General features: G+C 38.2%; 26 protein-coding genes. 17 read left to right on the top strand and 9 right to left on the bottom strand.

Annotation, left to right across the window (positions count from 1 at the left end):
- The first annotated feature begins 241 nt into the window (after window positions 1-241).
- From MKZ26_RS07685 to rlmN, 3 genes are all read left to right on the top strand, one after another.
- Window positions 242-1,414, top strand: a complete 1,173-nt coding sequence (locus MKZ26_RS07685; RefSeq protein ID WP_340765525.1) for an ATP-grasp domain-containing protein — start codon at window positions 242-244, stop codon at window positions 1,412-1,414.
- An 18-nt stretch (window positions 1,415-1,432) separates the two neighbouring features.
- On the top strand, window positions 1,433-3,115 hold the full coding sequence (locus tag MKZ26_RS07680) for a methyl-accepting chemotaxis protein (protein ID WP_340765523.1): 1,683 nt from the start codon (window positions 1,433-1,435) through the stop codon (window positions 3,113-3,115).
- Between the two features lie 168 nt (window positions 3,116-3,283).
- Entirely contained in the window at window positions 3,284-4,348 is a 1,065-nt protein-coding gene (gene rlmN / locus MKZ26_RS07675; RefSeq protein WP_067207103.1) for a 23S rRNA (adenine(2503)-C(2))-methyltransferase RlmN, read from the top strand.
- A gap of 83 nt (window positions 4,349-4,431) precedes the next feature.
- Here the strand turns inward: rlmN and MKZ26_RS07670 are convergent, their stop codons facing one another.
- The 3 genes from MKZ26_RS07670 to MKZ26_RS07660 all read right to left on the bottom strand — a co-directional run bounded on the left by MKZ26_RS07670 (window position 4,432) and on the right by MKZ26_RS07660 (window position 6,244).
- Window positions 4,432-4,800, bottom strand: a complete 369-nt coding sequence (locus MKZ26_RS07670; RefSeq protein ID WP_340765521.1) for a hypothetical protein — start codon at window positions 4,798-4,800, stop codon at window positions 4,432-4,434.
- A gap of 746 nt (window positions 4,801-5,546) precedes the next feature.
- Window positions 5,547-5,867, bottom strand: coding sequence for a general stress protein (locus MKZ26_RS07665; RefSeq protein ID WP_340765519.1), 321 nt, complete (start codon window positions 5,865-5,867; stop codon window positions 5,547-5,549).
- Window positions 5,868-5,947: 80 nt separating this feature from the next.
- On the bottom strand, window positions 5,948-6,244 hold the full coding sequence (locus MKZ26_RS07660; protein WP_156475981.1) for a hypothetical protein: 297 nt from the start codon (window positions 6,242-6,244) through the stop codon (window positions 5,948-5,950).
- Window positions 6,245-6,382: 138 nt separating this feature from the next.
- On the opposite strand from MKZ26_RS07660, the gene MKZ26_RS07655 reads away from it, so the two are divergent.
- The 6 genes from MKZ26_RS07655 (at window position 6,383) to MKZ26_RS07630 (ending at window position 10,546) form a co-directional block, all read left to right on the top strand.
- The gene (locus MKZ26_RS07655) at window positions 6,383-6,928 is read left to right on the top strand and encodes a YusW family protein (RefSeq protein ID WP_340765516.1); all 546 of its coding nucleotides are present in this window, start codon (window positions 6,383-6,385) and stop codon (window positions 6,926-6,928) included.
- A 214-nt stretch (window positions 6,929-7,142) separates the two neighbouring features.
- Entirely contained in the window at window positions 7,143-7,556 is a 414-nt protein-coding gene (locus tag MKZ26_RS07650; protein WP_187047157.1) for a BlaI/MecI/CopY family transcriptional regulator, read from the top strand.
- A 3-nt stretch (window positions 7,557-7,559) separates the two neighbouring features.
- On the top strand, window positions 7,560-8,408 hold the full coding sequence (locus MKZ26_RS07645; protein ID WP_340765515.1) for a M56 family metallopeptidase: 849 nt from the start codon (window positions 7,560-7,562) through the stop codon (window positions 8,406-8,408).
- Between the two features lie 42 nt (window positions 8,409-8,450).
- Window positions 8,451-9,110: a DsbA family protein gene (locus MKZ26_RS07640; RefSeq protein WP_445683407.1), complete on the top strand. Its 660-nt coding sequence runs from the start codon at window positions 8,451-8,453 to the stop codon at window positions 9,108-9,110.
- Window positions 9,100-9,504 carry a disulfide oxidoreductase gene (locus MKZ26_RS07635; RefSeq protein WP_257722504.1) on the top strand — a complete coding sequence of 135 codons (405 nt, stop codon included), beginning with the start codon at window positions 9,100-9,102 and terminating at the stop codon, window positions 9,502-9,504. The genes MKZ26_RS07640 and MKZ26_RS07635 overlap by 11 nt, the downstream gene beginning before the upstream one ends.
- A gap of 400 nt (window positions 9,505-9,904) precedes the next feature.
- Window positions 9,905-10,546, top strand: a complete 642-nt coding sequence (locus MKZ26_RS07630) for a DedA family protein (RefSeq protein ID WP_067207129.1) — start codon at window positions 9,905-9,907, stop codon at window positions 10,544-10,546.
- Between the two features lie 132 nt (window positions 10,547-10,678).
- Here the strand turns inward: MKZ26_RS07630 and MKZ26_RS07625 are convergent, their stop codons facing one another.
- Genes MKZ26_RS07625 through MKZ26_RS07615 form a run of 3 tightly spaced genes read right to left on the bottom strand, consistent with a single transcriptional unit; the run spans window position 10,679 to window position 13,343 of the window.
- A complete protein-coding gene (locus MKZ26_RS07625; RefSeq protein ID WP_255428619.1) occupies window positions 10,679-11,248 on the bottom strand; it encodes an SCO family protein in 570 nt (189 codons plus the stop codon).
- A 1-nt stretch (window position 11,249) separates the two neighbouring features.
- On the bottom strand, window positions 11,250-12,665 hold the full coding sequence (locus MKZ26_RS07620) for a sensor histidine kinase (RefSeq protein ID WP_340765507.1): 1,416 nt from the start codon (window positions 12,663-12,665) through the stop codon (window positions 11,250-11,252).
- Window positions 12,666-12,668: 3 nt separating this feature from the next.
- The gene (locus MKZ26_RS07615; RefSeq protein WP_340765505.1) at window positions 12,669-13,343 is read right to left on the bottom strand and encodes a response regulator transcription factor; all 675 of its coding nucleotides are present in this window, start codon (window positions 13,341-13,343) and stop codon (window positions 12,669-12,671) included.
- Between the two features lie 165 nt (window positions 13,344-13,508).
- Between MKZ26_RS07615 and MKZ26_RS07610 the strand changes: the two genes are divergently transcribed.
- Complete coding sequence (locus MKZ26_RS07610) at window positions 13,509-14,261, top strand: FixH family protein (protein ID WP_340765504.1); 753 nt, start codon at window positions 13,509-13,511, stop codon at window positions 14,259-14,261.
- 58 nt (window positions 14,262-14,319) lie between these two features.
- Here the strand turns inward: MKZ26_RS07610 and rpoN are convergent, their stop codons facing one another.
- Entirely contained in the window at window positions 14,320-15,624 is a 1,305-nt protein-coding gene (rpoN, locus tag MKZ26_RS07605) for an RNA polymerase factor sigma-54 (RefSeq protein WP_340765502.1), read from the bottom strand.
- Between the two features lie 229 nt (window positions 15,625-15,853).
- The gene (locus MKZ26_RS07600) at window positions 15,854-16,438 is read right to left on the bottom strand and encodes a manganese efflux pump MntP (protein ID WP_340765500.1); all 585 of its coding nucleotides are present in this window, start codon (window positions 16,436-16,438) and stop codon (window positions 15,854-15,856) included.
- A gap of 230 nt (window positions 16,439-16,668) precedes the next feature.
- On the opposite strand from MKZ26_RS07600, the gene MKZ26_RS07595 reads away from it, so the two are divergent.
- The 7 genes from MKZ26_RS07595 to MKZ26_RS07565 all read left to right on the top strand — a co-directional run bounded on the left by MKZ26_RS07595 (window position 16,669) and on the right by MKZ26_RS07565 (window position 23,508).
- The gene (locus MKZ26_RS07595) at window positions 16,669-17,307 is read left to right on the top strand and encodes a class I SAM-dependent methyltransferase (RefSeq protein ID WP_340765498.1); all 639 of its coding nucleotides are present in this window, start codon (window positions 16,669-16,671) and stop codon (window positions 17,305-17,307) included.
- Window positions 17,308-17,319: 12 nt separating this feature from the next.
- Complete coding sequence (locus MKZ26_RS07590; protein ID WP_340765496.1) at window positions 17,320-17,790, top strand: S-ribosylhomocysteine lyase; 471 nt, start codon at window positions 17,320-17,322, stop codon at window positions 17,788-17,790.
- Window positions 17,790-18,722 (top strand): PLP-dependent cysteine synthase family protein, encoded by a 933-nt coding sequence (locus tag MKZ26_RS07585; protein ID WP_340765492.1) that lies wholly within the window; start codon window positions 17,790-17,792, stop codon window positions 18,720-18,722. Before MKZ26_RS07590 ends, MKZ26_RS07585 begins: the two co-directional genes overlap by 1 nt.
- 3 nt (window positions 18,723-18,725) lie before the next feature.
- Complete coding sequence (locus tag MKZ26_RS07580) at window positions 18,726-19,859, top strand: bifunctional cystathionine gamma-lyase/homocysteine desulfhydrase (RefSeq protein WP_340765490.1); 1,134 nt, start codon at window positions 18,726-18,728, stop codon at window positions 19,857-19,859.
- 158 nt (window positions 19,860-20,017) lie between these two features.
- Window positions 20,018-21,757: a methyl-accepting chemotaxis protein gene (locus tag MKZ26_RS07575; protein WP_340765488.1), complete on the top strand. Its 1,740-nt coding sequence runs from the start codon at window positions 20,018-20,020 to the stop codon at window positions 21,755-21,757.
- Between the two features lie 68 nt (window positions 21,758-21,825).
- A complete protein-coding gene (locus MKZ26_RS07570) occupies window positions 21,826-22,269 on the top strand; it encodes an OsmC family protein (RefSeq protein ID WP_187047171.1) in 444 nt (147 codons plus the stop codon).
- Window positions 22,270-22,407: 138 nt separating this feature from the next.
- Complete coding sequence (locus MKZ26_RS07565) at window positions 22,408-23,508, top strand: DUF2087 domain-containing protein (protein ID WP_340765486.1); 1,101 nt, start codon at window positions 22,408-22,410, stop codon at window positions 23,506-23,508.
- Between the two features lie 548 nt (window positions 23,509-24,056).
- Here the strand turns inward: MKZ26_RS07565 and MKZ26_RS07560 are convergent.
- Window positions 24,057-24,614 carry a GbsR/MarR family transcriptional regulator gene (locus MKZ26_RS07560; protein WP_340765484.1) on the bottom strand — a complete coding sequence of 186 codons (558 nt, stop codon included), beginning with the start codon at window positions 24,612-24,614 and terminating at the stop codon, window positions 24,057-24,059.
- Window positions 24,615-24,689 lie beyond the last annotated feature (75 nt).

Genomic DNA, 24,689 nt, shown 5'->3' with positions numbered 1-24,689 from the left:
ATCAACCGATTCTAACTATACAAAATATTGATACTTTAATACAATACATAGCATTCTTAAAACTTACTCTGTATGATAATGGGAGTTATTAACCGTTATTTTTCCTTAGGTAACTATAGGTCATAGGGATTAATATGTTTTTAATCTCAATACTATAGTCTCTTGGAAGACAATAATATAGGGACAAACAAAAGTTCTAATATGAAAATATAGTAGAACAAAACAAAAAAAGGAGAATAAAATGATTATACTTGATAAGCCTTATGTATCAACATTACTTTCATCAACTTTACAGCGATTAGGTACTCCGGTTTTAAAAATAGGAGATGTGCAGATTCCGGAGGAAGAAAAACTTGATTTACTTGAAGAGACATTGTTCTTTGAACAACTTGAGAAGTCTTCTGCTCCTCTTTTATTTAATTCAGAAAATGGTTTGGCTATGTTAATGAATTACTTACCTGAGAGTAAATTTGCCGAATGGACATCACTATTCAAAAACAAGGCGGAATTTAGGAGGAGAATGACAAAGATTTATCCTTCATTTTATTTCCGTGAAGTATCTATTCAAGATTTATATGAAATACCTTTAGAATCAATTCCATTCCCTATTATTATTAAGCCTGTTATCGGCTACTCGAGTGTTGGGGTTTATAGAATAGATTGTATTGAAGATTGGCATCACACAGTAGAAAAATTGAAAGTCGATATAAACGATTCAGCATCCGCGTATCCTACTGATGTGATTGATAGCCAAACTGTCATATTAGAAGAGCTAATTCAAGGAGACGAGTATGCAATTGATGCTTATTTTACTAAAGAGGGAAAACCTGTCATCTTAAATTTATTTAAGCGGATGTTTGCTAACGATAAAGACATGAGTGATCGTATATATTACACAAGCAAAAGTGTATTAAGTGAAACACTTGCTCCAATTTCGGACTTTTTGGAAAAATTAGGGGATATTGATGCGCTGGCTTCCTTCCCGCTACATTTTGAAGTTCGAATAACTAAAGAAGGACAAGTTGTGCCAATTGAAGTAAATCCATTCCGCTTTGCTGGTATAGGTACGACAGAACTGGGCGTACATGCTTATGGTGTAGACGTTTATGATTATTATTTCAATCAGCTAAAACCAAATTGGGAAGAAAAAATAGAGGCTATGGATAATGCGATTTATAGTTTTCTTTGTGCAGAATTTGACCCGTCGATTTCGCTTGAATTAATTCGAGCGGTAGACCATGAAAGTTTTAAGCAACAATTTAATGAAATACTAGACTATAGGTATATGGATTACAAAGAGTACCCTATTTTTTCTGTTGTATTTTTCAAACATCACACATTTGACGAAAATAAGCGATTGCTTACACTTGAATTGAGCAATTTTATATCGCTCTATGAACCGCAACTCGTATAAATCTTAGGAGGAATTAGTTTGTTTAAACAAAAAGGATCTATTAGAACTAAAATAATGCTTGGAACGATTATTCCAATTGCAGTATTATCTTTATTATTTAGTTTAGGTTTTTATTTTCAATCTATGTCAATTGTCAATCAGAATGTCATTCCCCAGTTTGAGAGAGTACTCAACACGAATTTACTAGACTTGAAAAAAGATATCGATGCCGAGATGCTTAATAAAGCAAAGACAAATAAACAGGACTATGAAAGATTACTCGCTATAATCAATGAATCGCGTGAGATAGGCGATTTAGAAAGTGTTTATATCATGAGTAAAGTTGATGGTGAGGATATGATCCTTGCGTTGTCCGATACGGCAGATTATCTTACGCCTTATCCGTTTAAATCCGAACAAAACGATGCGCTAAACATGGAACATCCATTGTTCAGTGAGATTTATGAGGATGAGTACGGTGTACATAAATCAATCTATTTACATATTGAAGGGACAGATTCTATTATAGGAATCGATCAGGATGCGAAATTTATCCCTGATTTAACCCGGAAAATACTTGTCATCAGTATTGCACTTACGCTAGGGGCATTGGTGGTAGGGGCTGGAATATCTTATGTTTTATCAACAAGAATTACGAAACCACTTCAACAATTAGTGAAGTATACAGAAGTTGTAGCCCAAGGTGATTTGACAAAAGAAGTTAGTGTGAATAGTCAAGATGAAATTGGTCATCTTGCCCACAGTTTCCGAAACATGCAGCAAGAATTGAGAAATACGATTGAACATGTCAATGTAGCGACGGACAACGTTATCACTTCCTCGGATGACTTGACCTATAGCGCAGAGCAAATGACAGAAGTAGTCAATCATACGACTGTTACGACCCAAGAAGTATCTTCGACGAGCGATACGTTAGCAAGTAGTGCATCACAAAACTTGGTGGCGCTTGAACAAATCACAATTGGTCTGCAAGAAATAGCAGATTCTTCTATGAAAGTAACGGAAGAATCGATGGATGCATCCCAAGAAGCTAAGCAAGGTAATCATCTTATTTTAGACTCGATTCAAGGGATTGATACGATAACGAGCTCAGTTAAAGTTTCTATGGATATCACACAGTTGATGAATACGAGATCCAATGAAGTTGGTCAAATTATAGAAATTATTACGGCTATTTCTGATCAAATAAACTTACTTGCACTGAATGCCGCTATAGAAGCAGCACGTGCAGGCGATGCTGGGAAAGGATTTAGTGTAGTCGCAGATGAAGTGAGGAAACTTGCTGAGCAATCCGCATCTTCAGCAAACCAAATTAGTACGCTCGTGAAAGAAATTCAAAATGACTCTCAAAATTCTGTGAAGGCCATGACGAAGGTTTTCGAAGATGTGGAACGTGAAACTGGAATCGTACGCGAAACAGGTAAATCGTTTACTAGCATTTTGAATCGTATTACTCAAATTACAGAAAAAAATCAATCAGTATCTGCAACGATACAAGAAATCTCTGCGGGTTCTGAGGAAATACTAGCATCTACAATCGAAACAGTTCAATCATTAGAAGAGACATCTTCCCATACGCAAAACATTGCTGCATCTATGGAAGAGCAATTGGCTTCTATGGAAGAAATGGTTGGAACGACAACGACCCTTAATGAAATGGCAATAAACTTAAAAGATCATGTTAAGAAATTTAAAATTTAAAACTCCAAAAAGATTAAGGACAGTCTTTATTTGCGGAGGAGATAATAATAGAGGGTCTTTTGCGATTATGGGCTGGAAATTCACATTTATAAACTAAATTAGTTGTTCCCATTTCTAATTTCATGTAGTATAATATGTGAATTGCATTTTTTGAAATGAGGATAACTAATGAAGAATTCGATATATGGACTCACAATTGAACAACTTACAGAATGGTTAGTGGATCAAGGGCAGAAAAAATTCCGTGCTGCACAAATTTGGGACTGGTTATATAAAAAGCGTGTAACAAACTTTGCAGACATGAAAAATATTAATCAAGAATGTATCGACTTGCTGGATGCGAACTATGTCCTCCGAACGCTAGAACAGACTGTGAAACAGGAATCAGAAGATGGCACAATCAAATTCCTATTTAAAATGCAAGATGGTAACTTGATTGAAACTGTTTTAATGAAATTTCCTTACGGCCAATCGGTTTGTGTAACGACACAAGTCGGCTGTAATATCGGTTGCAGTTTTTGTGCGAGTGGATTATTGAAAAAAAGCCGTGATTTAACAGCAGGAGAAATTGTGGAACAAATCATGGAAGTGCAGCATCACCTTGACGCGAAAGCTGAAGATGAGCGCGTAAGTCATATTGTTGTTATGGGAATTGGCGAACCATTTGACAACTATTCGCATTTGATGAATTTCCTTCGTGTCGTCAATGATCAAAAAGGACTTTCCATCGGTGCTCGTCACATTACCGTTTCAACAAGTGGTAATCCACAACGAATTAAGGATTTTGCAGAAGAAAATATCCAAATTAACCTAGCAGTATCTCTGCATGCACCTAATAATGAGTTGCGTACACGCGTTATGAAAATTAACAAAGCGTTCCCGCTTGAGAAATTGATGGATTCAATCGATTATTATTTGGAAACGACAAACCGCAGAATCACGTTTGAATATATTATGTTGCATGATGTAAATGATCATGTTCTGGAAGCACAGCAGCTTGCAAAACTACTCGAAAACAAACGTCACCTATCATATGTTAACTTGATTCCCTACAATCCGGTTGACGAACATGACCAGTATCGCCGTAGTACACCAGAAGACATTAAAGCATTTTATGAAACACTCAAAAGAAAAGGCATCAATTGCGGCGTCCGTCTTGAACATGGTACAGACATCGACGCAGCATGCGGTCAGTTACGAAGTAAGCAAATTAAGAAAGATAAAGCCGTCTAATCCATTTAAAAAGAGTGTGCAATTCCTAGGGGAACTAGGAGTTGCACACTCTTTTTATCATCTAGACTTCGGTGCTCTTGTTCTTAGCCCTTTTTCTTCATTAAAATCACGATGAACTGGACAATAAATGCCAGTCCCAATCCAAAGGAAGAAATGATGAACAAGGACAAGATTCCGAGTACATCACCTATCCCTTTCGGATTCATTAACAAGCTGCGGAAAAACTCTGCAAAACCGAGAGCCACACCAATCAAGAAAATCCTGAAAGCAATTTTCAAATTGTAAAACAGCAGTAAAAATGAAAAAACACCGATGATTAGCCCGAAAAGACCAAATGTTAAGTAGTTTGTAAAGACAAGCGTTTGACCCAAAACAGTTCGAACACCTACTATGAGAAGAACGAAACTTGTAAGTCCAGTGAAAAAACCAATCTTCCATAACTTGTTAATCATAAACCGCACCCACTTCCATTGTCCATCATATCGAATAATGGTGTGATTATGCCAATGAAAGCATTAAAAAAGTGAAATCGTAAGCGGTTTGCTTGCCAACCGATCATAACCGACGCGGAAGCGATCATATCCCCGTCTAACCGATCATAACTGACGCGGAAGCAATCATAACTCTTGCTAACCGATCATAACGGACACGGAGGCAATCATATCTCCGTCCAACCGATCATAACCGACGCGGAAGCAATCATATCTCCGACCAACCAATCATAACCGACGCGGAAGCGATCATATCCCCGACGAACCGATCATAACTGACGCGGAAGCAATCATATCTCCGTCTACCCGATCATAACTGACGTGGAAGCAATCATAACTCTTGCTAACCGATCATAACGGACACGGAAGCAATCATATCTTCGGCTAACCGATCATAACCCCGGCCAACCGATCATAACCCCGACGAACCGATCATAACCGACGCGGAAGCGATCATAACCCCGATGAACCGATCATAACCGACGCGGAAGCGATCATAACCCCGATGAACCGATCATAACGGACGCGGAAGCGATCATATCCCCGTCCAACCGATCATAACCGCCCTGGAAGCAATCATATCTCCCGCCAACCAATCATACCCGACATTCAACCGACCATATATGCAACGAACTAAATAATCTCCTAAGCAATCAAAAAAAATCCCATTCCTCTGATATGAGGAATGGGATTCATAAACTTATAAGTTATTTCTTCGCAATTAGGATAAGTTTCCCTTGGTCAAGTTCTGCCTCTGCATCGGCAGCTTCTGCCGTGGATAGTCCTGCAGCTTCCATCTTGCTACGGAGTTCATCTCCGCGAGAAGAGAACATGTTTTTCATACTATCCAAGAAACCTTGTTCTTTCATACCTACGCTTTCTGTATCTAGCGCTTCCGTTATGTGACTGGCTCTCTTTTTGTCATGTGCAAAAATATAAATCTCATCATGTGTATATCCTTGTGTTACCAATTTCTCGATTTCTTCCTTTGCCTGAACGGCGTTTTCAACAGTTTTTTTAACAGTCATTTAAATTACCTCCATTTTTTGTTCTCCTTTTTTATATTCCCCAAAAAGGTAAGGACTAAACAAAAAAATGAAAGTGCGGATCACCTGGGTAAACTTTGATAGGTCCGGATGAAATAAGTTGGGTCTGTATCGACTTCATAAGTGAAGACACCTTGGGTTGTATGTAAATAGAAAAATCCTGCTCCGCTGGAAAATGGCTTATAGGACATATCATGCACGTGTTCTAATCTGAATGTATTTCGTGAAGTTGAAATCGAGTCAGTATATAAATGGATACTATGCACGGTACGCTTTGTTTTTTGGTCATACCAACCCATAACTCGTTCGACTGAAATATACGTAAGTGTAGCAACAGTTTGCTTGATCGATTCATTCATTGAAATTCCTCCGTTATCACAATTTATATTCATCATTATCCCCATCCTAACAGGTATTTATCGATATCCAAAATAGGTAGTTTTTTCATGTGTAAAAGTCCCTCGATGGGGAATGGACTGTATAAGGAGGTAGATACGATGAAGAAAATTTCTATTTTCATCTTGACCATGGCATTATCCTTTGTGCTTGTTGCTTGCGGGAACGCTGAAAAAAATAATGATAAGGTAGTGGACGAACCTATTACGGAAGAGAATAGTAATGGAGACACAAATGGTGCGACTTCGACGGAGGGAACTAGTAGCCCTGAAACTGAACAAAATACAGATACTGTCAATCAAGATGATATGCAAAAAAAGATGGATGAACTTGGCTATGCTGATTTCGAACTAAAGCTTGACTATGCGAATCATCAGGAATATGAGGCAGAGCTTGAAAAAAATAGTGACAATTCAATCGATGCAGAAATTGAGGATTCACTTAATAATATCAAGAAAAAGGGGACAGAGGCATTCAATGAACTGTATCCATTGGTGAAACAGTTAACAATTACTCAACAGACAGGGAAGGAAGCTGCCATTAAAGAAGTGATGAAGGTATTCGATTTACCGACAGATTATACGGAATTCGAGCTAGAAATTCGATTTAAAGACGGTACAAAAATTGAATTTGAAGATGATAAATAAAACAATAAACAGCTTCAAAGAATAGGTTGTGAAAATCTCCTCGGTTTAAATGCCGAGGAGATTTTTGTCTGAATTGTTAAAGACAACCTGACCTAAATAAGGAGAATATAGGGCAATAAATGTTACAGATTTGTTAATTGTCTGTTTTTCAAAAGAGAATTCTTGACTGGATAAAAAACTAGCACTACAATGAGTAATGTGGAGATGAGTAGTCATGAAAATCAGGAAATTTAAGTTGAATGAAAGTGGGCTAAACCGCTTTTTTGGGCCTCTTGAGGCAAAGATTATGGACGTTTTATGGAATGATGTCGAAATGACTATTAAAGATGTTCAGCAAGTACTTGAACGTGAAAAATCAACGAATTTCAATACAGTAATGACTGTTATGAATCGATTAGTAGACAAGGAGATTCTTTGCAAGAGACTGGAAGGACGGTCGTTTTTGTATAAACCGCTTCTATCAAGGGAAGAATTTTTGACTACACAGTCGAAAGAAATGACAAATGAGCTGATGGATGAATTTGGAAGTGTTGTTGTAAGTCACATGCTGGATGCACTTGAAGATGTAGATGATGCTCTCGTGGCCAAGCTCGAACAGAAAATAAAAGAACTGAAAAAGGGCATGTAACGTATGTACAAACGTCAATCATTAAGTATGCTTATTGTGTCACTCATAATTTCAGGGACGATTTATCTTCAAATGGGTTTGTATCTGATGTCGATCATAGCAGGCTGGGATATTGGTCATAACCTTGTTGTCGTCTGTCACAGTTGGATGAAAAATATTGGCTTGTCTTCTCTTGAGTATGTCCTCGATGCATTTGTCATTTATACGTTGTTATTTTCGATATGGAAAATAGGATCACAATTTTATCATGCTTCACGGATGAAAAAACGATTTAAGCAGTATGAAGAAAATACGCTCACAACCGAAATGAATCAAACTTATAGCGATGGAAAAGATGGATTTATTGTGATCTCGCATCCTTCACCGATTGCAATCACAATGGGATTTGTTCGTCCTAAAATCGTATTATCGACGGGATTGATAAGCCTATTAAATGACGATGAATTAAATGCAGTCATTTCTCATGAGATGTATCATCAAAAAAATCGTGACCCCCTTACCATCTTTTTGATGTCACTTTGTTCGTCCACGATGGGCTATATTCCGATTCTAAAATGGTTTAATCAGAAATATAGCATCATTAAGGAATTGTCAGCGGATGAATATGCAATTGAAAAACAACAGACGTCTGTTAACTTAGGGAGTGCGCTTTTAAAGATGCTTAAAGTGTGCAAACATGAAAAAATGCCTTTTGTCTATGCGTCATTTGCTGATACATCTGTCAATTATCGGATTGACTATATCTTGAATCCGTTAAAAGGAATCCAAATAAAGCTACCTGTGAAGGTTATGCTTCTGTCAGTAACGATTTTTTGCTTTATTTGTGCACTATTTATTTACGCTCTTGCGTAAATTTTTATTTCATTACACTACGTCATGTAGTTCAAATTAGGAGTGTTTGCCTTGTCTAAAAAGATTTTTTGGATTGTTGGTTTAGTAGTTATTTGTATCGTAGGAGTTATTGTTTTAACGGATGCCAATCAAAAGTCAACCGTTATAGATGTAGAAGGGCAACCGTTCTTGGGTGAAGAGTCAGCACCAGTTGACATTATTGAGTTTGGTGATTATAAATGTCCAAGTTGTAAAGATTTCAATGATAGACTTTTTCCGGTTATTTATAAGGAGTTAGTTGAAACGGGGAAAGCCAAGTTTTACTTTATGAATTACTCCTTTATAAACATCGATTCAAATCGATCCGCTCAATTTGCAGAAACGGTTTATCAAGAATTAGGGAATGATAAGTTTTGGACTTTCCATGAATTATTATTTAGTAAGCAACCAGAAGATTTAACCTACGAAAAAAAGGACTTATATACGGAGTCATTTTTGGAAAAGGTTTTAGCGGAAGTGGCAACTGAAGAAGAAACGAATAAAGTAATGCAGTCATTTGGTGAAAGCAAGGGGAAAGAAGCTTGGGAGAAAGATATGAAAACGGCCAATAACCTAGGTGTATCCTCCACACCAACAATCTTTATAAGTGGAAAACAATTTACGGGTAGTACGTTAGATGATTTCACAAAAATGGTGGAAGAGGCGGCTGCTAGTGGTAAGTAAACCGCTCCTCCTTGCCTGGTTAGCATCGATTACAGCGATGATAGGAAGTTTGTTTTTTAGCGAGCGTATGGGCTTTGTACCATGCACTTTCTGCTGGTATCAGCGAATAGTTATGTACCCACTAGTTCTGTTCCTTGGCATGGCATTTTATCGAAATGACCGCGATATATATAAGTACGTACTTCCGATGTCAGTCATAGGCATGCTTCTATCTGGTTATCATTATGCGTTGCAGAAACTGCCTTCATTGCAAGAATTCAGTACGTGTACGAGCGGGGTTCCATGCTCGGGACAATATATTAATTGGTTTGGTTTTGTAACGATTCCTTTTTTGGCGCTCATTGCTTTTACTTTTATTACGGCGATGATGTTGATGCTTTGGAGACGTAAATAATAGTATGAGTAATGCCTCCCTGAAATCATTGGGAGGCATTCTTCAAATATAGGAAAGTATAAGTTTGTTTGACTTAGAATGGTGTCTATACTCTATACTCTATCCACAAGCCGCTCGGGGGCCAATAGAATGTGGGTCTCATGTAGCTGTTGCCGCAGGACGCGGCGTACTTAGGCTTGATTTCCTTGAAAGCAATCCGGCTTTGCGACAGGACGTCGCGATCTTAGAATGTCTTCCCCTTAATCGACTTATGCCTGCTATCCTTTTTGGCGCCTTGCGCTTTTATTAGGTGTATTGCTATTTTATTCTGTTACGTGACAACTATCAAAGAAACAAGTATGATGAATAAGGTTGTTTCTGTCAATGAATCTGACAAATATTATTGAAAGTGAGTCTATGTATGACTATAATTCAAAACATAATCAGCTTCATATTACATATTGATGAGCATTTGGTTGAAATTATTCAAAATTTCGGCTCGCTGTCATATGTACTATTATTCTTAATCGTGTTTGTTGAAACAGGATTAGTTATTTTCCCATTCTTACCAGGTGATTCTTTGCTATTTGCAAGTGGGGCTCTTGCTGCAATGGGGGCATTTAACATTGTACTTCTCCTTATTGTGTTCTTTACTGCAGCTGTCATTGGGGATACTGTAAATTATCAAATCGGTAAAAAAGTTGGGACAGCGATCAAGCCTAATAGCTTAATTGGTAGAGTCATTGATCAAGAAAAAATGGATAAAGCAGAGAAATTTTTTAATAAACACGGTGGTAAAACGATAGTGATTGCCCGCTTTATGCCGTTCATTCGTACATTTATACCTTTTGTTGCAGGGGCTAGTCGTATGAATTATCGCTACTTTTTCATTTATAATGTAGTGGGCGCAATTCTATGGGTAGGAATTTGTACGATTGCAGGTTATTTCTTCGGGAATATTCCTATCATTAAAGATAACTTCTCCACTGTTATTTTATTAATTATCTTTGTGTCTGTTCTGCCAGTTGTTATCAGTTTTATGAAGAGTCGTTTGAAGAAATAATGAATGTATTGCTAACAAGGAAACACCTCCTAAGCGGATAAGCCTAGGAGGTGTTTTTGTCTATTATCTTTCACGTCTGTTGATTAACCATTTAAGTTATTTACAGGTTTTTTGGTTAATCAACATATGTGATTATCTTTGAATCTTTTTGATATCCTTCATCATTTCCTTGACATAGGATGCATCTACATAATTATATTCATTCACAATACTGCCTTGCTGATCAATCAAATAAAAGTTAGTTCCGTGAATGACTTGATTGGATGAGGAAGGTTTTTGGACAATTGTTTGAAATTGATCCCTTGCGAAAGCTTCAATTTCTTCCTGTGTATATCCCGTTAATATATGCCAATTCTTTTCATCGTCCGTAAATTGGTGGATGTACTCTTTTAACACATCTGGTGAATCAATTGTTGGATCGACAGTGAATGATACGAATTCGACTTGAACGCCTTCATCCTCGAACTTTTTTTGCAAATCCGCCATCTCTAGTGTCATCGGGGGACAAACGGTCTTACATTTTGTGAAGACGAAATCAGCAATCCAGACTTTCCCCGTTAGTTCATCTGTACCGAAAGGCTGTCCATTTTGGTCTGTATAAGAAAATGGAACTATTTCCTTTCCACTATGAGGTACAGAACTGCAAGCGGAAAGCAATACTGCAATGACAAGGGGAATAAACAGATAGCATATGTTTTTCAAATTACACCTCTTCTTTTTCATCAATAGATAAGCCTGGCAATCGAATCGTTACGGTTGTTCCTGTCGTGGCGTCGCTAGTCATCTCGAAAGATCCGTTGTGTAATCGGATGATTTCTTTGACAATAGGGAGCCCTAAGCCTGTTCCACCGGTTGTCCGATTCCGGGCTTTATCTGTCCTGAAAAAACGATCGCCAATTCGCTTTAGATCTTCATCGTCAATAAGAATTCCATCATTTGTCACTCGGAATTGAAGGAAAGCATCTTTTTTCGTTAATTCAATTGCCAGGGTTCCGTTTGTGGCGGAATACTTCACGGCATTGTCTATGGTATTGTAAAAAATTTGTTGAATTCTTTTTGGATCAGCTGTTAGAATAAGTTCTTCTTCTATAGTCAATTCGAGACATAATTCTTTTTCTGCAATATGAATCGTGAACAAACCAACTGTATCTACTAATAATTGTGCGATGGCAATAGGCTGAATGTCAATTGTATACAAATCTTCTTGGAGATGATTTAATTCCACAAGATCAGTGATCAATTTGGTCAGTCGATCTGTTTCTTTTTCAATCGTTGTCAAATAGCTTTGTGCTTCTTCGGGCGATGAATATATTTTGTCTTTAAGAACATGCGTGTAACCGCTAATATAGGTGAGCGGTGTACGAAGTTCATGCACGATATTTGACGTGAATTCCTTTTTACGTTCTTCCTGTTGTTCAAGTGAAAGGCTCATCAAATTGAACGCCTTCGTTAATTGGCCGACTTCATCGTCCCTTTCGCTTTGAATCCGGTTTGAATAGTTCCCTTTAGATACTTCAAACGAAAGTCGCTGAAGATCTTGCAACGGTTTGAATAAAGAATGCCAAGTCCGATTGACAACTAAAAAGAGTATGAAGAAAAATAAGCAACCAACGATCAAAAGTATTGGAATGCTTCCCCGGAATACATCTTGAACTGCCGCAAGTGGAACATAAATATAGATGAAACCGATAAGTCCGTTTTCACCTTTGATTGGAAAAATGGCGCCTAGAATTTCATGGTTAAGTTCTTTTACGAATCCCTCTTTTAATACATAGGCTCCTTTTTCCAACTCAGCCATGTCATTTGCATCGACAAGTGTTTCATAATTGACCTCGTAAGGGAAATAGGAAGTGAGATCCTTTAAGTTATCAACTACGATAATTTCATATTCTGACACGATGTTATACCATTGGATTTTATCGATGATTTCATCACTTAATTCCCCGTAATGGTAATGAGAAGCCGTCCTTTTCCCTTGATAGACAATGGATTCTTCAATACTTGTCAAATACAATTCAGAATAGAGATAATGGATGAAGAAAAAGGAAAAAAGAATTGTAAACCCGATACTGGAAATCAGGACTAGACCTATTTTTTTGCTTAATGTAAGTGTCTTCAATCTTCACACCTCGAATTTGTAGCCGATACCCCAAACTGTTTCAATTAGATCACCGTTATTACCCATTTTAAGTCTTAACGTTTTGATATGTGTATCGACTGTACGCTCGCTACTTTGATGTTCTTCACCCCAGACGATGTGCAGCAGTTGTTCCCTTGAATAGACGCGACCCTTATTTTTAGCAAGCACATGAAGCATACCGAACTCCTTTAATGTTAATAATAAGGGTTTTCCATTCAATGACACAGTATGTGCTCCATTATCGATTACGAGTGGCCCGACAGTTAATGTATCGGCCACTGGTATATTTTGATAAGATCGTCTCAGAACGGATTCAATCCTTGCAAGAAGCTCTCCCGGTAAAAATGGTTTGACAATATAATCGTCGCCGCCAAGCTTTAAACCTTGTATTTTATCCCACTCATCTCCTTTTGCTGATAGAAAGATGAGTGGGATTGTCGATGTCCGCTTTATTTCTTTGGCGAATGTAAAGCCATCCATGAAGGGCATCATTACATCTACTAGTAGCAACTGTGGATTTGTTTGGTCTATCAAAGACAGTGCATGGATCCCGTCTGTTGCCTCGACGACAGTGTAACCCTCTTTTTCGAGGAACATTCGAATCAGATTCCTCATTTGTGGTTCATCGTCTATAATCATAATGGTGGATGAATTCAAGATAAAACCTCATTTCAATTATAGGTTGCTCATTGTACTCATTTTCTCTAATAAATGTGAAAATCATGTGAAGCGCGGTAGTTCACACTTAGTTCTAACTTATCTATTATAATCATAACGAACATAAGGAACTACGTTAAGTAAAACGACTATGGGGGAATCTTGATGAAAAGGAAATTTGGTTTGTTAGTGGGGCTATTCATGCTGGCCGCTATGGCAGCATGCGGTAAAGAAGAAGCGGTAAAAGTGGACGAAACAGGAGTACCTCTACCGCTGGATGTGAAGCTAACAGTGACAGAACAAGTTGATGTGAATGGTATTATAAAAATGAAAGCAGTTGTTACACAGGGCGATGACAAAGTAGATGACGCTGATGAAGTTGAATTTGAAGTATGGGAAGAAGGAAAAAAAGACGACAGTTTCAAGGTTGAATCGACGAATGACAAAGACGGTTTGTACACAGCAGAAACTTCTTTTGAGCATGACGGTCTTTTCCACGTTCAAGTGCATGTAACAGCGAGAGGTTTGCACACAATGCCGAAAAAAGAAGTGACAGTAGGTAATGGTGGAAATTATGAAGAAGCCATTGAAGGCGAAGTTGAACACGAACATGGGCATGCAGAAGGATTTTCGATGCACTTCATGAAACCTGAAAATATGAAGTCCGGCGAATCTACTGAATTTGTCGTTCACCTGCAATTAGATGGAAAACCATTTGAAAAAGCACAAGTACGCTACGAAATCTGGAATGAAGAAAATCCGGACAAACACGACTGGGTCGACGTTGAAGAATTAGTTGCCGGTGAATATACAGCTTCATATAAATTTGAACAAGTAGGTCCGCATAAAATTCAAATCCACGTAAAAGATGATAAAGAATTACATGAACATGAAGAACATGCGATAGAAGTTAACTAAAATGAGCACGGAGAGCGCCTGACAAATAAGTCAAGTACTCTCCGTGCTTTTTTGTGAATCATACTTGAATATCTTTACGTTTGCTGGAGGAAGGTATATTTAACTCCTCTCTATACTTACTAATTGTTCGCCTAGAGATTGTGATGCCCTTTTCGCGATTAAAGAATTCTGCTATTTTTTGGTCAGAATAGGGTTTGAATTTATTTTCCTGAGCTATAAAATTCTCCAAAAGTGTTTTCACTTTCGTTTGAGAAATGCTAGTGCCGTCCGCAGTTTCTAACTTCGAAGTGAACAGAATTCGGAGGTCGAAAGAACCGAACGCGGTCTGAATGACTTTGTTGGTAGTCGCTCTGCTGACAGTTGATTCGTGCATTTCAATTTCATCAGCTACTTCTTTTAGTGTTAATGGTCTCAATGAAGAGAGCCCATTTATAAAAAAACTTTCCTGTCTATCCAACAGGACTTGCACAATTTTAATAATCGTATTTCGGCGCTGTTCAATACTACTAAGAAGCCATTCTACATTTTTATATTGAGTATGGATATATTTTGATACATCATTTTTCGTTTGAAGATGTTGCGTGTACTCTTTATTGACATGAATAGCTGGTAAATAGCCATCATTCAAATGGAAAACTAATTTATCATCTTTGGATTCGACAATAATGTCAGGAGTTAAATATTCAGTTGGAAAATTGGAAATAAATGTGCCTGGCCTTGGGTTAAGCGTTGCTATGAAATCGTAAAGCTCTTTTACTTCCCTCATTTCGATGTTCATTTGTAAGGCGATTTCATTCCATTTATGGTCAGCAAGCAAGTTTAAATGATGTTCTACTAAAAAGGCAGCTGACTTTTGTTCAGGATAGGTATATGTAATTTGCAAGAGCAGGCATTCCTTTAAGTCTCTAGCCCCAATTCCTACTGGACCCACTTCTTGAAGTAAAAGAATACCTTTATCAATATCAAATTCATCAAATTCTAGATAGAAATCTGGATCCTTACCAAGAACACGTAAATAGCCATTGTCATCCAGATTATAAATGAGATACTTTAACAAATTTTGGATGTGTTCGTCTGGATAAATGAATTTTGCGTCATCAAATAGTGTGTCCCGCATGTTTCTTTCAGTACACTGGAATAGATCCTCCGGCATCTCGGAAGAACCAAAAGTAGATGTCCGCTGATTCACTCTCTCTTCATATGTATTTTTTTCTTTCAGTTCGATAATCGGATTTTCAAGCTCTTGTTGCCTTATAAATTGTTCAAGTTCATACGTCGAGTATTGAAGTATTTCAATTGCTTGTCTTAACTCGAATGTCATTAACAGATTCTGTTCCTGTCGTTGTTGGAGTACGAGCACCATAAAACCCCTCCTTTTGAAGCTGATAAGTAATGTAAGCGTTTTCAAGTAGTGGTCTTAAGTGTACCATATGTTTCTGAAAACTTCGATAAGAAAAGAAGGTTCTGTTGAATGAGAAGGTAGGTAAAACTGGTGCCATTATAGTGATAGATACTGATTTGACTATCTCATTTGCGAATAGGGTTGTAGATATGATTTTTACATGTATTTGTGCGAAATTGAGTAAGCACTATTAGAAAAACATTTCATAAATACCGATTATGATGAGCAAAAGTCCGGCGATTTTAGAGGAGTACTTGCCGAATAGTGTATTGCCAATTGTATTACCGATTTTAATACCTAGAGAAATTGAAATCAGTGAAAATAGTCCAATTGAGATTGAAGTGAAAAGCGGAGGGAAGCCTGTAATACCTGCTCCAAAACCAATTGTTAAGCAGTTTAAGGAAAGTAGAAATCCCAAAAAAGTTGATTCTTTTAAAGTGATTTTCATTGGTTGTTCTAAACCTAGAAATACGGGGCTATTGTCTTCTGTTTGAATGGATTTATTTTTAATGAAAAATGGCAATGGCGCGATAAACCATATACCAAGGACGGTAATTAAGAAGCCACCAGTGAAGTTAGCCATTGATTGTGAAAAGTAATTGGATAAAAAACTACCCGCTGATATGGAGAAGAATGCAAATACAATAGAAATAAGAGAAATAATGAAATTGTATAGGAAAGGAATTCTTTTTAATTTTAAGCCGTATGAAACACTTATTGCTAAATTATCAATGTTTGCAGCAATACCGATTAATAATATAGATATCCATTGCATACTTATTTCCCCCTGCAACTGTTTGTTTATCATCTATCTATATGAGCAGATGGGAAGTAGCGTGCGGGCACGGTTTACGAAATGATGAGGGAGCAATTGAAGCGGGCGATTAAGACTTCGTTTTGTTTTTTTAGTGGCATTTCTAGATGGGGTGTGGTATAAATATTGATATTACGCCTATACCATAGTAAACGACTTGGAATAATATACTTGAAAAAAGGAGTTTTATTATGGGACGCGAATTCATCGATATTTTTGATGAGTGGATTCACTTGTATGACGCATCAGTTGCTGGGGAGGATCCTGAATACCGTGATGTATTTGAAGGCTATGACGAGATTCTAAATGCTGTCACAAGCAAAGTTATTGGAACTATTCTTGAATTCGGTACAGGGACGGGAAATCTGACAGCAAAATTAATAGATGCCGGTCATCAAGTGATTGGCATTGAACCGAACACTGCGATGCGGCGATTAACGGCGGAGCGATTTCCTTCAATTGAGGTCAAAGACGGGGATTTAATTGATTTTGAAACTGATGGTATACCAATTGATTCAATCGCAAGTTCATATGTATTTCATCATTTAACAGATGAAGAAAAAGGAATTGCGCTGAAGAAATATGCACAGTTGTTACCGATAAATGGGAAAGTTGTCTTTGCCGATACCATTTTTATAACGGAAGATGCAAAGCAGGCTCAGATAGATAAGGAGCGGGCAAGAAATTTTCATAATGTTGCAGACGATTTAGAACGTGAATACTACACAGTACTGCCCGTATTGTTGAAACTATTTCTAGAAGCCGGATTCGAAGTGACGTTTAAACAATTGAACGATTTTGTCTGGCTAATGGACGCGACTAAAAAATAAGGGGAGACTACGATGAAAAAGTTGAATGTTGAAAGTTTTAACTTAGATCATACGAAAGTTGCGGCACCGTACGTGCGTTTAGCAGGGACGAAACAGGGAAGTCATGGTGATGAAGTGTATAAGTACGATTTACGTTTCACACAACCTAACAAACAGTTTATGAAAATGGACGCACTACATTCCATCGAGCATTTAATGGCGGAGAATATTCGTAATCATTCTGATAAAGTTGTGGATCTTAGTCCGATGGGTTGCCAAACCGGCTTTTATCTATCTGTTATCAATCATGATGATTACGAAGATATTCTAGTCATTTTAGAAAATACTTTGCGAGATGTACTCGTAGCGACGGAAGTGCCAGCGTGTAACGAAGTGCAATGTGGGTGGGCCGCAAACCATAGTTTGGAAGGTGCCAAAGAGTTAGCGGGAAATATGCTTGCGAAAAAAGATGAATGGCGCAATGTGTACGAAGAGGAAGTGTAATGAAAGTTTACGGTAGTGTACAAGAATTAGTTGGAAACACGCCGGTTGTTGAGATTAGTCGTATTCATATTCCAAATAATTGTCGGATATTCGCGAAGCTAGAGTATCTAAATCCAGGAGGAAGCGTAAAGGATCGACTCGGATTAACACTCATTGAGGATGCAGAGCAATCGGGAAGCTTGTTGCCAGGTGGAACAATTATTGAAGCGACGGCGGGAAATACGGGTATCGGCTTGGCTCTTGCAGCGATTGGGAAAGGCTATCATGTGATATTTGTCGTTCCAGAAAAGTTTAGTTTAGAAAAACAAACACTTATGCGTGCACTTGGTGCTGGAATCATTAATACACCAACCGAACTAGGCATGAGAGGTGCGATTGAGAAAGCGAGAGAGCTTGTTTTACAAACACCCGGTGCTTTTACACCATCACAGTTTTCAAATCCCGCAAATCCGGCGACGTATATGAAAACACTTGGACCCGAATTATGGCGTGATTTAGATGGGGAAATCGACGTTTTTGTTGCGGGAGCGGGGTCTGGTGGTACATTTATGGGGACCTCGCAGTTTTTGAAAGAACGCAACCCGGGTGTGAAAACAGTTGTCGTAGAACCTGAAGGCTCTATACTCAACGGTGGAGCAGCAGGATCTCATGTAACAGAAGGAATTGGAATGGAGTTTTTACCAGACTACATGGACCCAACGTATTTTGATGCCATTCATACAGTTAGCGATGAGGACGCGTTCATGCAATTGCGTTCATTGGCGAAAAATGAGGGGTTGCTCGTTGGAAGTTCTTCTGGCGCTGCATTCTATGGTTCTTTACGTGAAGCTGAAATTGCGAAAACGGGAAGCCATATTGTTACCATTTTTCCTGATTCAAGTGACCGTTATTTAAGTCAGAACATCTATGATCTATTTAAAGGGAGAGAATAATTCATGCGTGCAAAAACGAAATTAATCCACGGCGGTATTGTTGGAGATGCAATGACAGGTGCTGTTTCCACACCCATATATCAAGTAAGTACGTACAAGCAACAGTCAGTAGGTCAATTTAACGGGTATGAATATTCACGTACAGGTAACCCAACTCGTCATGCGCTAGAAGTATTAATTAGCGATTTAGAAGGCGGAAAAGCGGGCTTTGCTTTTGGCTCCGGAATGGCAGCGATTAGTTCGGTTATGATGTTATTTAGTAAAGGTGACCATATTGTTCTAACAGACGATGTATATGGTGGAACATACCGTGTCATTACGAAAGTATTAAATCGCTTTGGCATCTCGGCAACATTCGTTGATTCTAGTGATATCACGAAAGTAGATGAAGCAATTAAAGAAAATACAAAAGCGGTTTTCTTGGAATCCCCAACGAATCCACTGTTAAAAATAACGGATATTGAAGCTGTTACTAAGCTTGCCAAAGAAAAGGGATTGCTCACAATTGTCGACAATACGTTTATGACCCCATATTTTCAACAACCAATCGCTCAAGGCGCAGATATTGTATTGCATAGTGCGACGAAATATATCGGAGGTCATAGTGACGTCGTAGCAGGGCTTGTCGTGGTAGCAACAGAGAAACTTGCAGAGGATTTACATTTCATTCAAAACTCGGTGGGCGCTATTCTTGGGCCACAAGATTCATGGTTATTGATTCGCGGTATAAAAACGCTCGGACTTCGTATGGAAGAGCATAATGTGAATGCGCAGAAAATCGCGGAGTTTTTAGATGGACACGCGGCAGTGGGGAAAGTGTATTATCCGGGACTTAAAACACATCCGGGCCGAGAATTGATGACAAGGCAAGCGACCGGCTTCGGTGGTATGATTTCGTTCGATGTTGGAAGCGAAAAGAAAGCTGATGAGTTGCTTGCAAAATTGCGCTACTTTACGCTTGCGGAAAGTTTAGGAGCAGTTGAAAGCTTGATTTCTATACCTGCACGCATGACACATGCGTCAATTCCGCGTGAACGCAGATTGCAATTGGGGATTACAGATGGTCTTGTACGCATTTCGGTAGGAATTGAAGATGTGGAAGATTTACTTGAAGACTTGGCAAAAGCGTTAGCATAACAGTACGAAAAGCTATTCACATTCATCGTGAATAGCTTTTTTTCGTTCATATAAAAAAGACATTCAAAATTCTATACAGAAAATTTACACACTCTTTACAGGAAATTTACACGTATATGAGAAAATTGAGTATAAATTCCTGTGAGGTGGTTATTAAATTGAGTCGATTGGCACAAGAAGTCGTTAAGAAGATAAGATTTGGAAAAGTAAACTGGACGAATGTATCTTCTAGAGTTACCAACATCACATTTAAAACTCGATTACTTTTCGCAATTCTAACAATCCTGCTAATATCCACGGTTACAATAGGATTCACAGCGTATGAAAAAATGACGAAAAGCACTATTGAACTCGTCTCTTCCCATTTGGAGCGAGAGGCGACAATTGTCAATGATCTAGCGAAAACATTGATGTTGATACATATCGGGAATAAGGGAAATTTTATGTCTGCTCTTGAAGAGGTTGTTAAGAGGCAGCATGTATCCTTAACTCAAGATGGTTATAATGCAACGATGTTTTACTCAAAAGATGATCAACTGATTCCCTTTGCGGTTAGTAAAAATACGAATCTGAGTTTGTCCAATCAAATTGTGGAGAAAATCAAACAAGACGGTAAAGGTATTTTACATGAAACAATCCAAGGAAATCCGCATACTATCAGCTATTATCGTGTTCAAGAGTTAGGCGGGGAATTTGTTATTGTCGTTCCGGATAGTGATTATTTGGCGGATACGAAAGAAATGGGAACCCAAATTTTGATATCGATCCTAATTGCGTTAATCATCGCATTGTTACTGATTGCGCCGACGATTCACCGAATGACGAAACCGATAATTGTATTGCAACAAAAAATGCGCATGGTCAGGGAAGGGGATTTAGGAGTCGATTTGGCGATTCAATCTTCTACACCTGAATTCCAATCGCTCATTAAAAGCTTCAAGATGATGATTGAAAGTATGTCCTATATGCTCGTGGAAATAAAAAACACTAGTATACAACTAGCACAGACTGGAAGTCATTTAAACGTCAGCTCAACTGCGCTGCTGACAAAAAATGATTATTTGAATGCTCAGGTTTCAGAGTTGGAGACGATTGCTGCAGAGACGGTTTCTGTATCAGCAACACAGCAGCAAGCCTTCCAGCAGATGAAAGTTCAAATGGCTACGTTGTTTAATGAAATGGAAGATGTTTTTCATGAGTCAACGATTACAAAACAAGTCGTGAAAACAGGAGAGACTTCGACAATCGAGGCAGCAAAAATGATGAGAATCTTCTTCCGAAGTATGGAAAGTGTCATTCAAACGATTGATGACTTACATGAAAAGTTCATGTCCGTTTCTAGTGTAGTTAGCACCATTGATAGCATTACTGACCAAACGCGTATGCTTGCATTAAATGCGAAAATCGAAGCAACTAGAGCTGGAAAAGCAGGAGCAGGATTCTTAGTGGTAGCAAATGAGGTCCAACGATTAGCGGAGCAATCGGCTAACGCTACAGGAGAAATTAAAGGTACTATTTTACAAATGGAACAATCCGTTGATAGGACTACTTTGAATATAGAAGAGATGCAAGTAGATGCAACAAATTTTGAAAGTATTACACAAGAAAATAGTGGGAATTTCAAGGCCGCTGCAGATCAAATCAAGGTATTGGATCGAAGGTTATTGGTTATGAAAGATCACTTGAACTCGTTGGAAAGCGGACTACCGTTATTGGAGGCATCTACGAAACAAGTAGAAAATGTTTCCGAAAAAAATAAAAGTAATGCAGCTCAAATGATGCGCGCATTTCAGGAACAATTTGAAGCGATGCAAGCTGTTGAAAAAACGGGGTCAGAGTTATCTTCTCTTTCCAATAAACTGTTGGTTAACGCCAATCAATTCACTACTTCAATTTGATTTACTGAATCGACGGATAGTAACCTGTATAATGAAAGAAACAAAATAGTCAAAGGGGGACTTTTCTTATGGCACAACATCACTTCCATTTAAAAGCTGACTGGCCAGGTTTACGGAATGATATAGGAACAATCGATGCGGGAAATTTAAAGACGGAGATTTCAATTCCACCCGAAATGGACGGGCCGGGAATTGGTACAAATCCGGATGAAATGCTGCTAGGTGCAGCGGCGACATGTTATATTATTACACTTGCGGCTATGATGGAGCGAAGTAAATTGGAGAAAGTCGCCTTGACGATGGAGTCAGTTGGTGTTGTCGATGTAACGAACGGTGTCATTACATATAAAAAGATTATTCATAAACCAGAAATCGTATTGAAAAAGGACGCAACTGAAAAGGATGAAGCACTGGCACACAAGCTTGCGGAAAAAGCTGAAACGTCCTGTATGATTAGTCGTGCTATCAAAGGAAATGTAGAAATTGAGTTAGATACAACTGTAATAAAATAGAATGTTAAGATGTTCAAAAACCGTGCTCTATGGAGTGCGGTTTTTTTTATGCGAAAAAATTAGATTGTATTAAACGTAGATAAAGTGTATATTTGTTTATATAAAAAACAGTGTGAAGAGAAAGGTGTTTATGTTTAAATGGATATGTCACTAGATTACCCGGTAGAAGTTATGGAAAAGGGATACATCGAAGAGAATCGTTATTATCGCTGTTTATTATGTGGTGAAGAAGTTGAAAAAGGGATCATTTATCCTGTAGGAGATGTACATTTCACAGATTGGCGTTATATGGAACACCATATTGAAAGGACGCATGGCAGTGTTTTTGAACGATTACTCTCAGGTGGTAAGGAACAGACGGGGCTGTCCGACCAACAATCGAAATTGCTTTCTTTGATTTACGCAGGAAAGACAGATAAAGAAATTCAACAGGAACTGAAAATCGGAAGCATGTCGACGATTCGTAATCATCGTTTTTCATTACGTAAAAAAGAAAAACAAGCAAAAACCCTGCTGGCTCTCATGAATTTAGTGAAACGGCAACAAGAAATCGTAACAGATGAAACGAATATCGATAAGCCGAATGAGAAATCATTTGAACCTTCAACAGAATTAGCGCGCTATTTCTCTGAGGAGGATGGGCGTTTGAAAACACTACGTATGAAAGAGCAAGAAAAAAATCGCCTGTTAGCAGAAATTGCGTTGCTCTTCAAACCGAATAAAGTGTATTCAGAAGGTGAAGTCAATGCAGTTTTGGTGACGATCTTCGAAGATTATATGCTGTTACGGCGGGAGATGGTCGACCGTGATGTGTTAACGCGTAATGCTGAAGGAAGTGCATATCGCCTTGTGCAGGGTCAAGAAAAAGGAGATGTCGATGAAATGGATTTTAAAAAAGAAATGAAATTGAAGGCGAAAGAAGATAAACCGAGTTATGGAATATTTCAAATCAAGAATGTAAAGAACGGGAAGCTTTTTGTAAATTCGACACCGAATTTCAAAACATTGAACGGATTAAAATTCATGTTAACTACCGGTGGGCATAAAAATAAAGAACTACAAACCGATTGGGATGAACATGGAAAAGACAATTTTGAAATTGAAATACTTGAAACGATAGATGAAAAGGATTGGCAGGGGATTAGTAAAAGTAAAATCCTTGAGAAGCAGTTGGATAAGTGGGTAGAAGAGTTACAGCCATATGGGGAAAAAGGATACAATCGTATTAAAAAAATGTGATAGTTAGTTAAGAAGACACGTCTGTTGATTAACCATTTATTTGCATAAAACACTGGTGAGTAAGGCTTGGAAAATCTATTTTCACTGGACCATTTCGAGCACTCTAGTACCCTGTACAATTTGTTCCTCGCTTACTTTTAGCAGAGATTATGCATCTATCCATGTGATGTCTTATAGAAAGTGACACTTCTTTAAAATAAATAAGAAAAAACCATATAGAAATCATCAGCCGCCAAAATTACATCTTTGGCGGCTTTTATCCAGGTAGACACTCCTCTATTCTTTTGTCCCAAAAAGCTTTAGCACTTCGTGTACTAATGTATTTGGAGGGCGACGGATGAAGGACCACCATACGATTACCGAAAAAATATGTAGGGATACGACAAAGTCGCATCCCTACATATTCAGATATCCCGGTAATCTTATAGAAGCATTCAATCCAAAGCAATCTAAAGTAAATCATACACGTAGCGCGCCCATAGTGTGATCAAATTATTTACTGGCCGTCTTTTTCATGTCTACCAAGGCGCCTTCCGCTTTTCTTATGTTCACTTATTTGGCGTATCCTGTTCAGGCTTTTTAATTGGCACGAGATTAAAAATATCATGATCTTCAAAAGCATCAACAAGACGATCGAGCCAATCGTAATAATCTCGTAGGTATAGTAATTTTTCAATATCTATAGTTACTTCTTCTCTCAATTCATCATCTAGCGCGGGATCGTTTACTAGTCCTTCCAGTTCAGCCAAAGACCTTCTTATTGCGGCTGAATGCAAGGAAACAGATCTTCTCCACTTTATTGAAAATAGGTCAATAAAGCTTTGATACCAATCATCCTTCACTTGATAAAGGTCTTTTCGGACCCCTCTTTTCCAAGCACGTTCCACTAACTTCAAATCGGATAGTGCTCTGACAGATGTGCTCATGCTCGTTTTACTCATCCCGAGTTCTTCTGTCATGTCATCCAATGTTAACGGCTCATTATGAAAAAACATCGTGCCATACTGTCTTCCAGCAGAAGGTGTAAGACCATAAAGATGTATATTTTGTGCGATGGATTCAATAATCCGCTCACGAGCTTTTTCAAGTTTTTCATTACCGTTCATACAACGTCTTCCCTCCACTATAACCGGCATTTATTAACCGATCCAGCTCATTTCTTATAGCGTATTATATCCTAT

It is taken from the genome of Sporosarcina sp. FSL K6-6792 (genome assembly GCF_038004885.1).
Classification (GTDB): Bacteria; Bacillota; Bacilli; order Bacillales_A; family Planococcaceae; genus Sporosarcina; species Sporosarcina psychrophila.
Note: the sequence above shows the minus strand (reverse complement) of the source record. Positions and strands in the feature narration are given on the sequence as shown.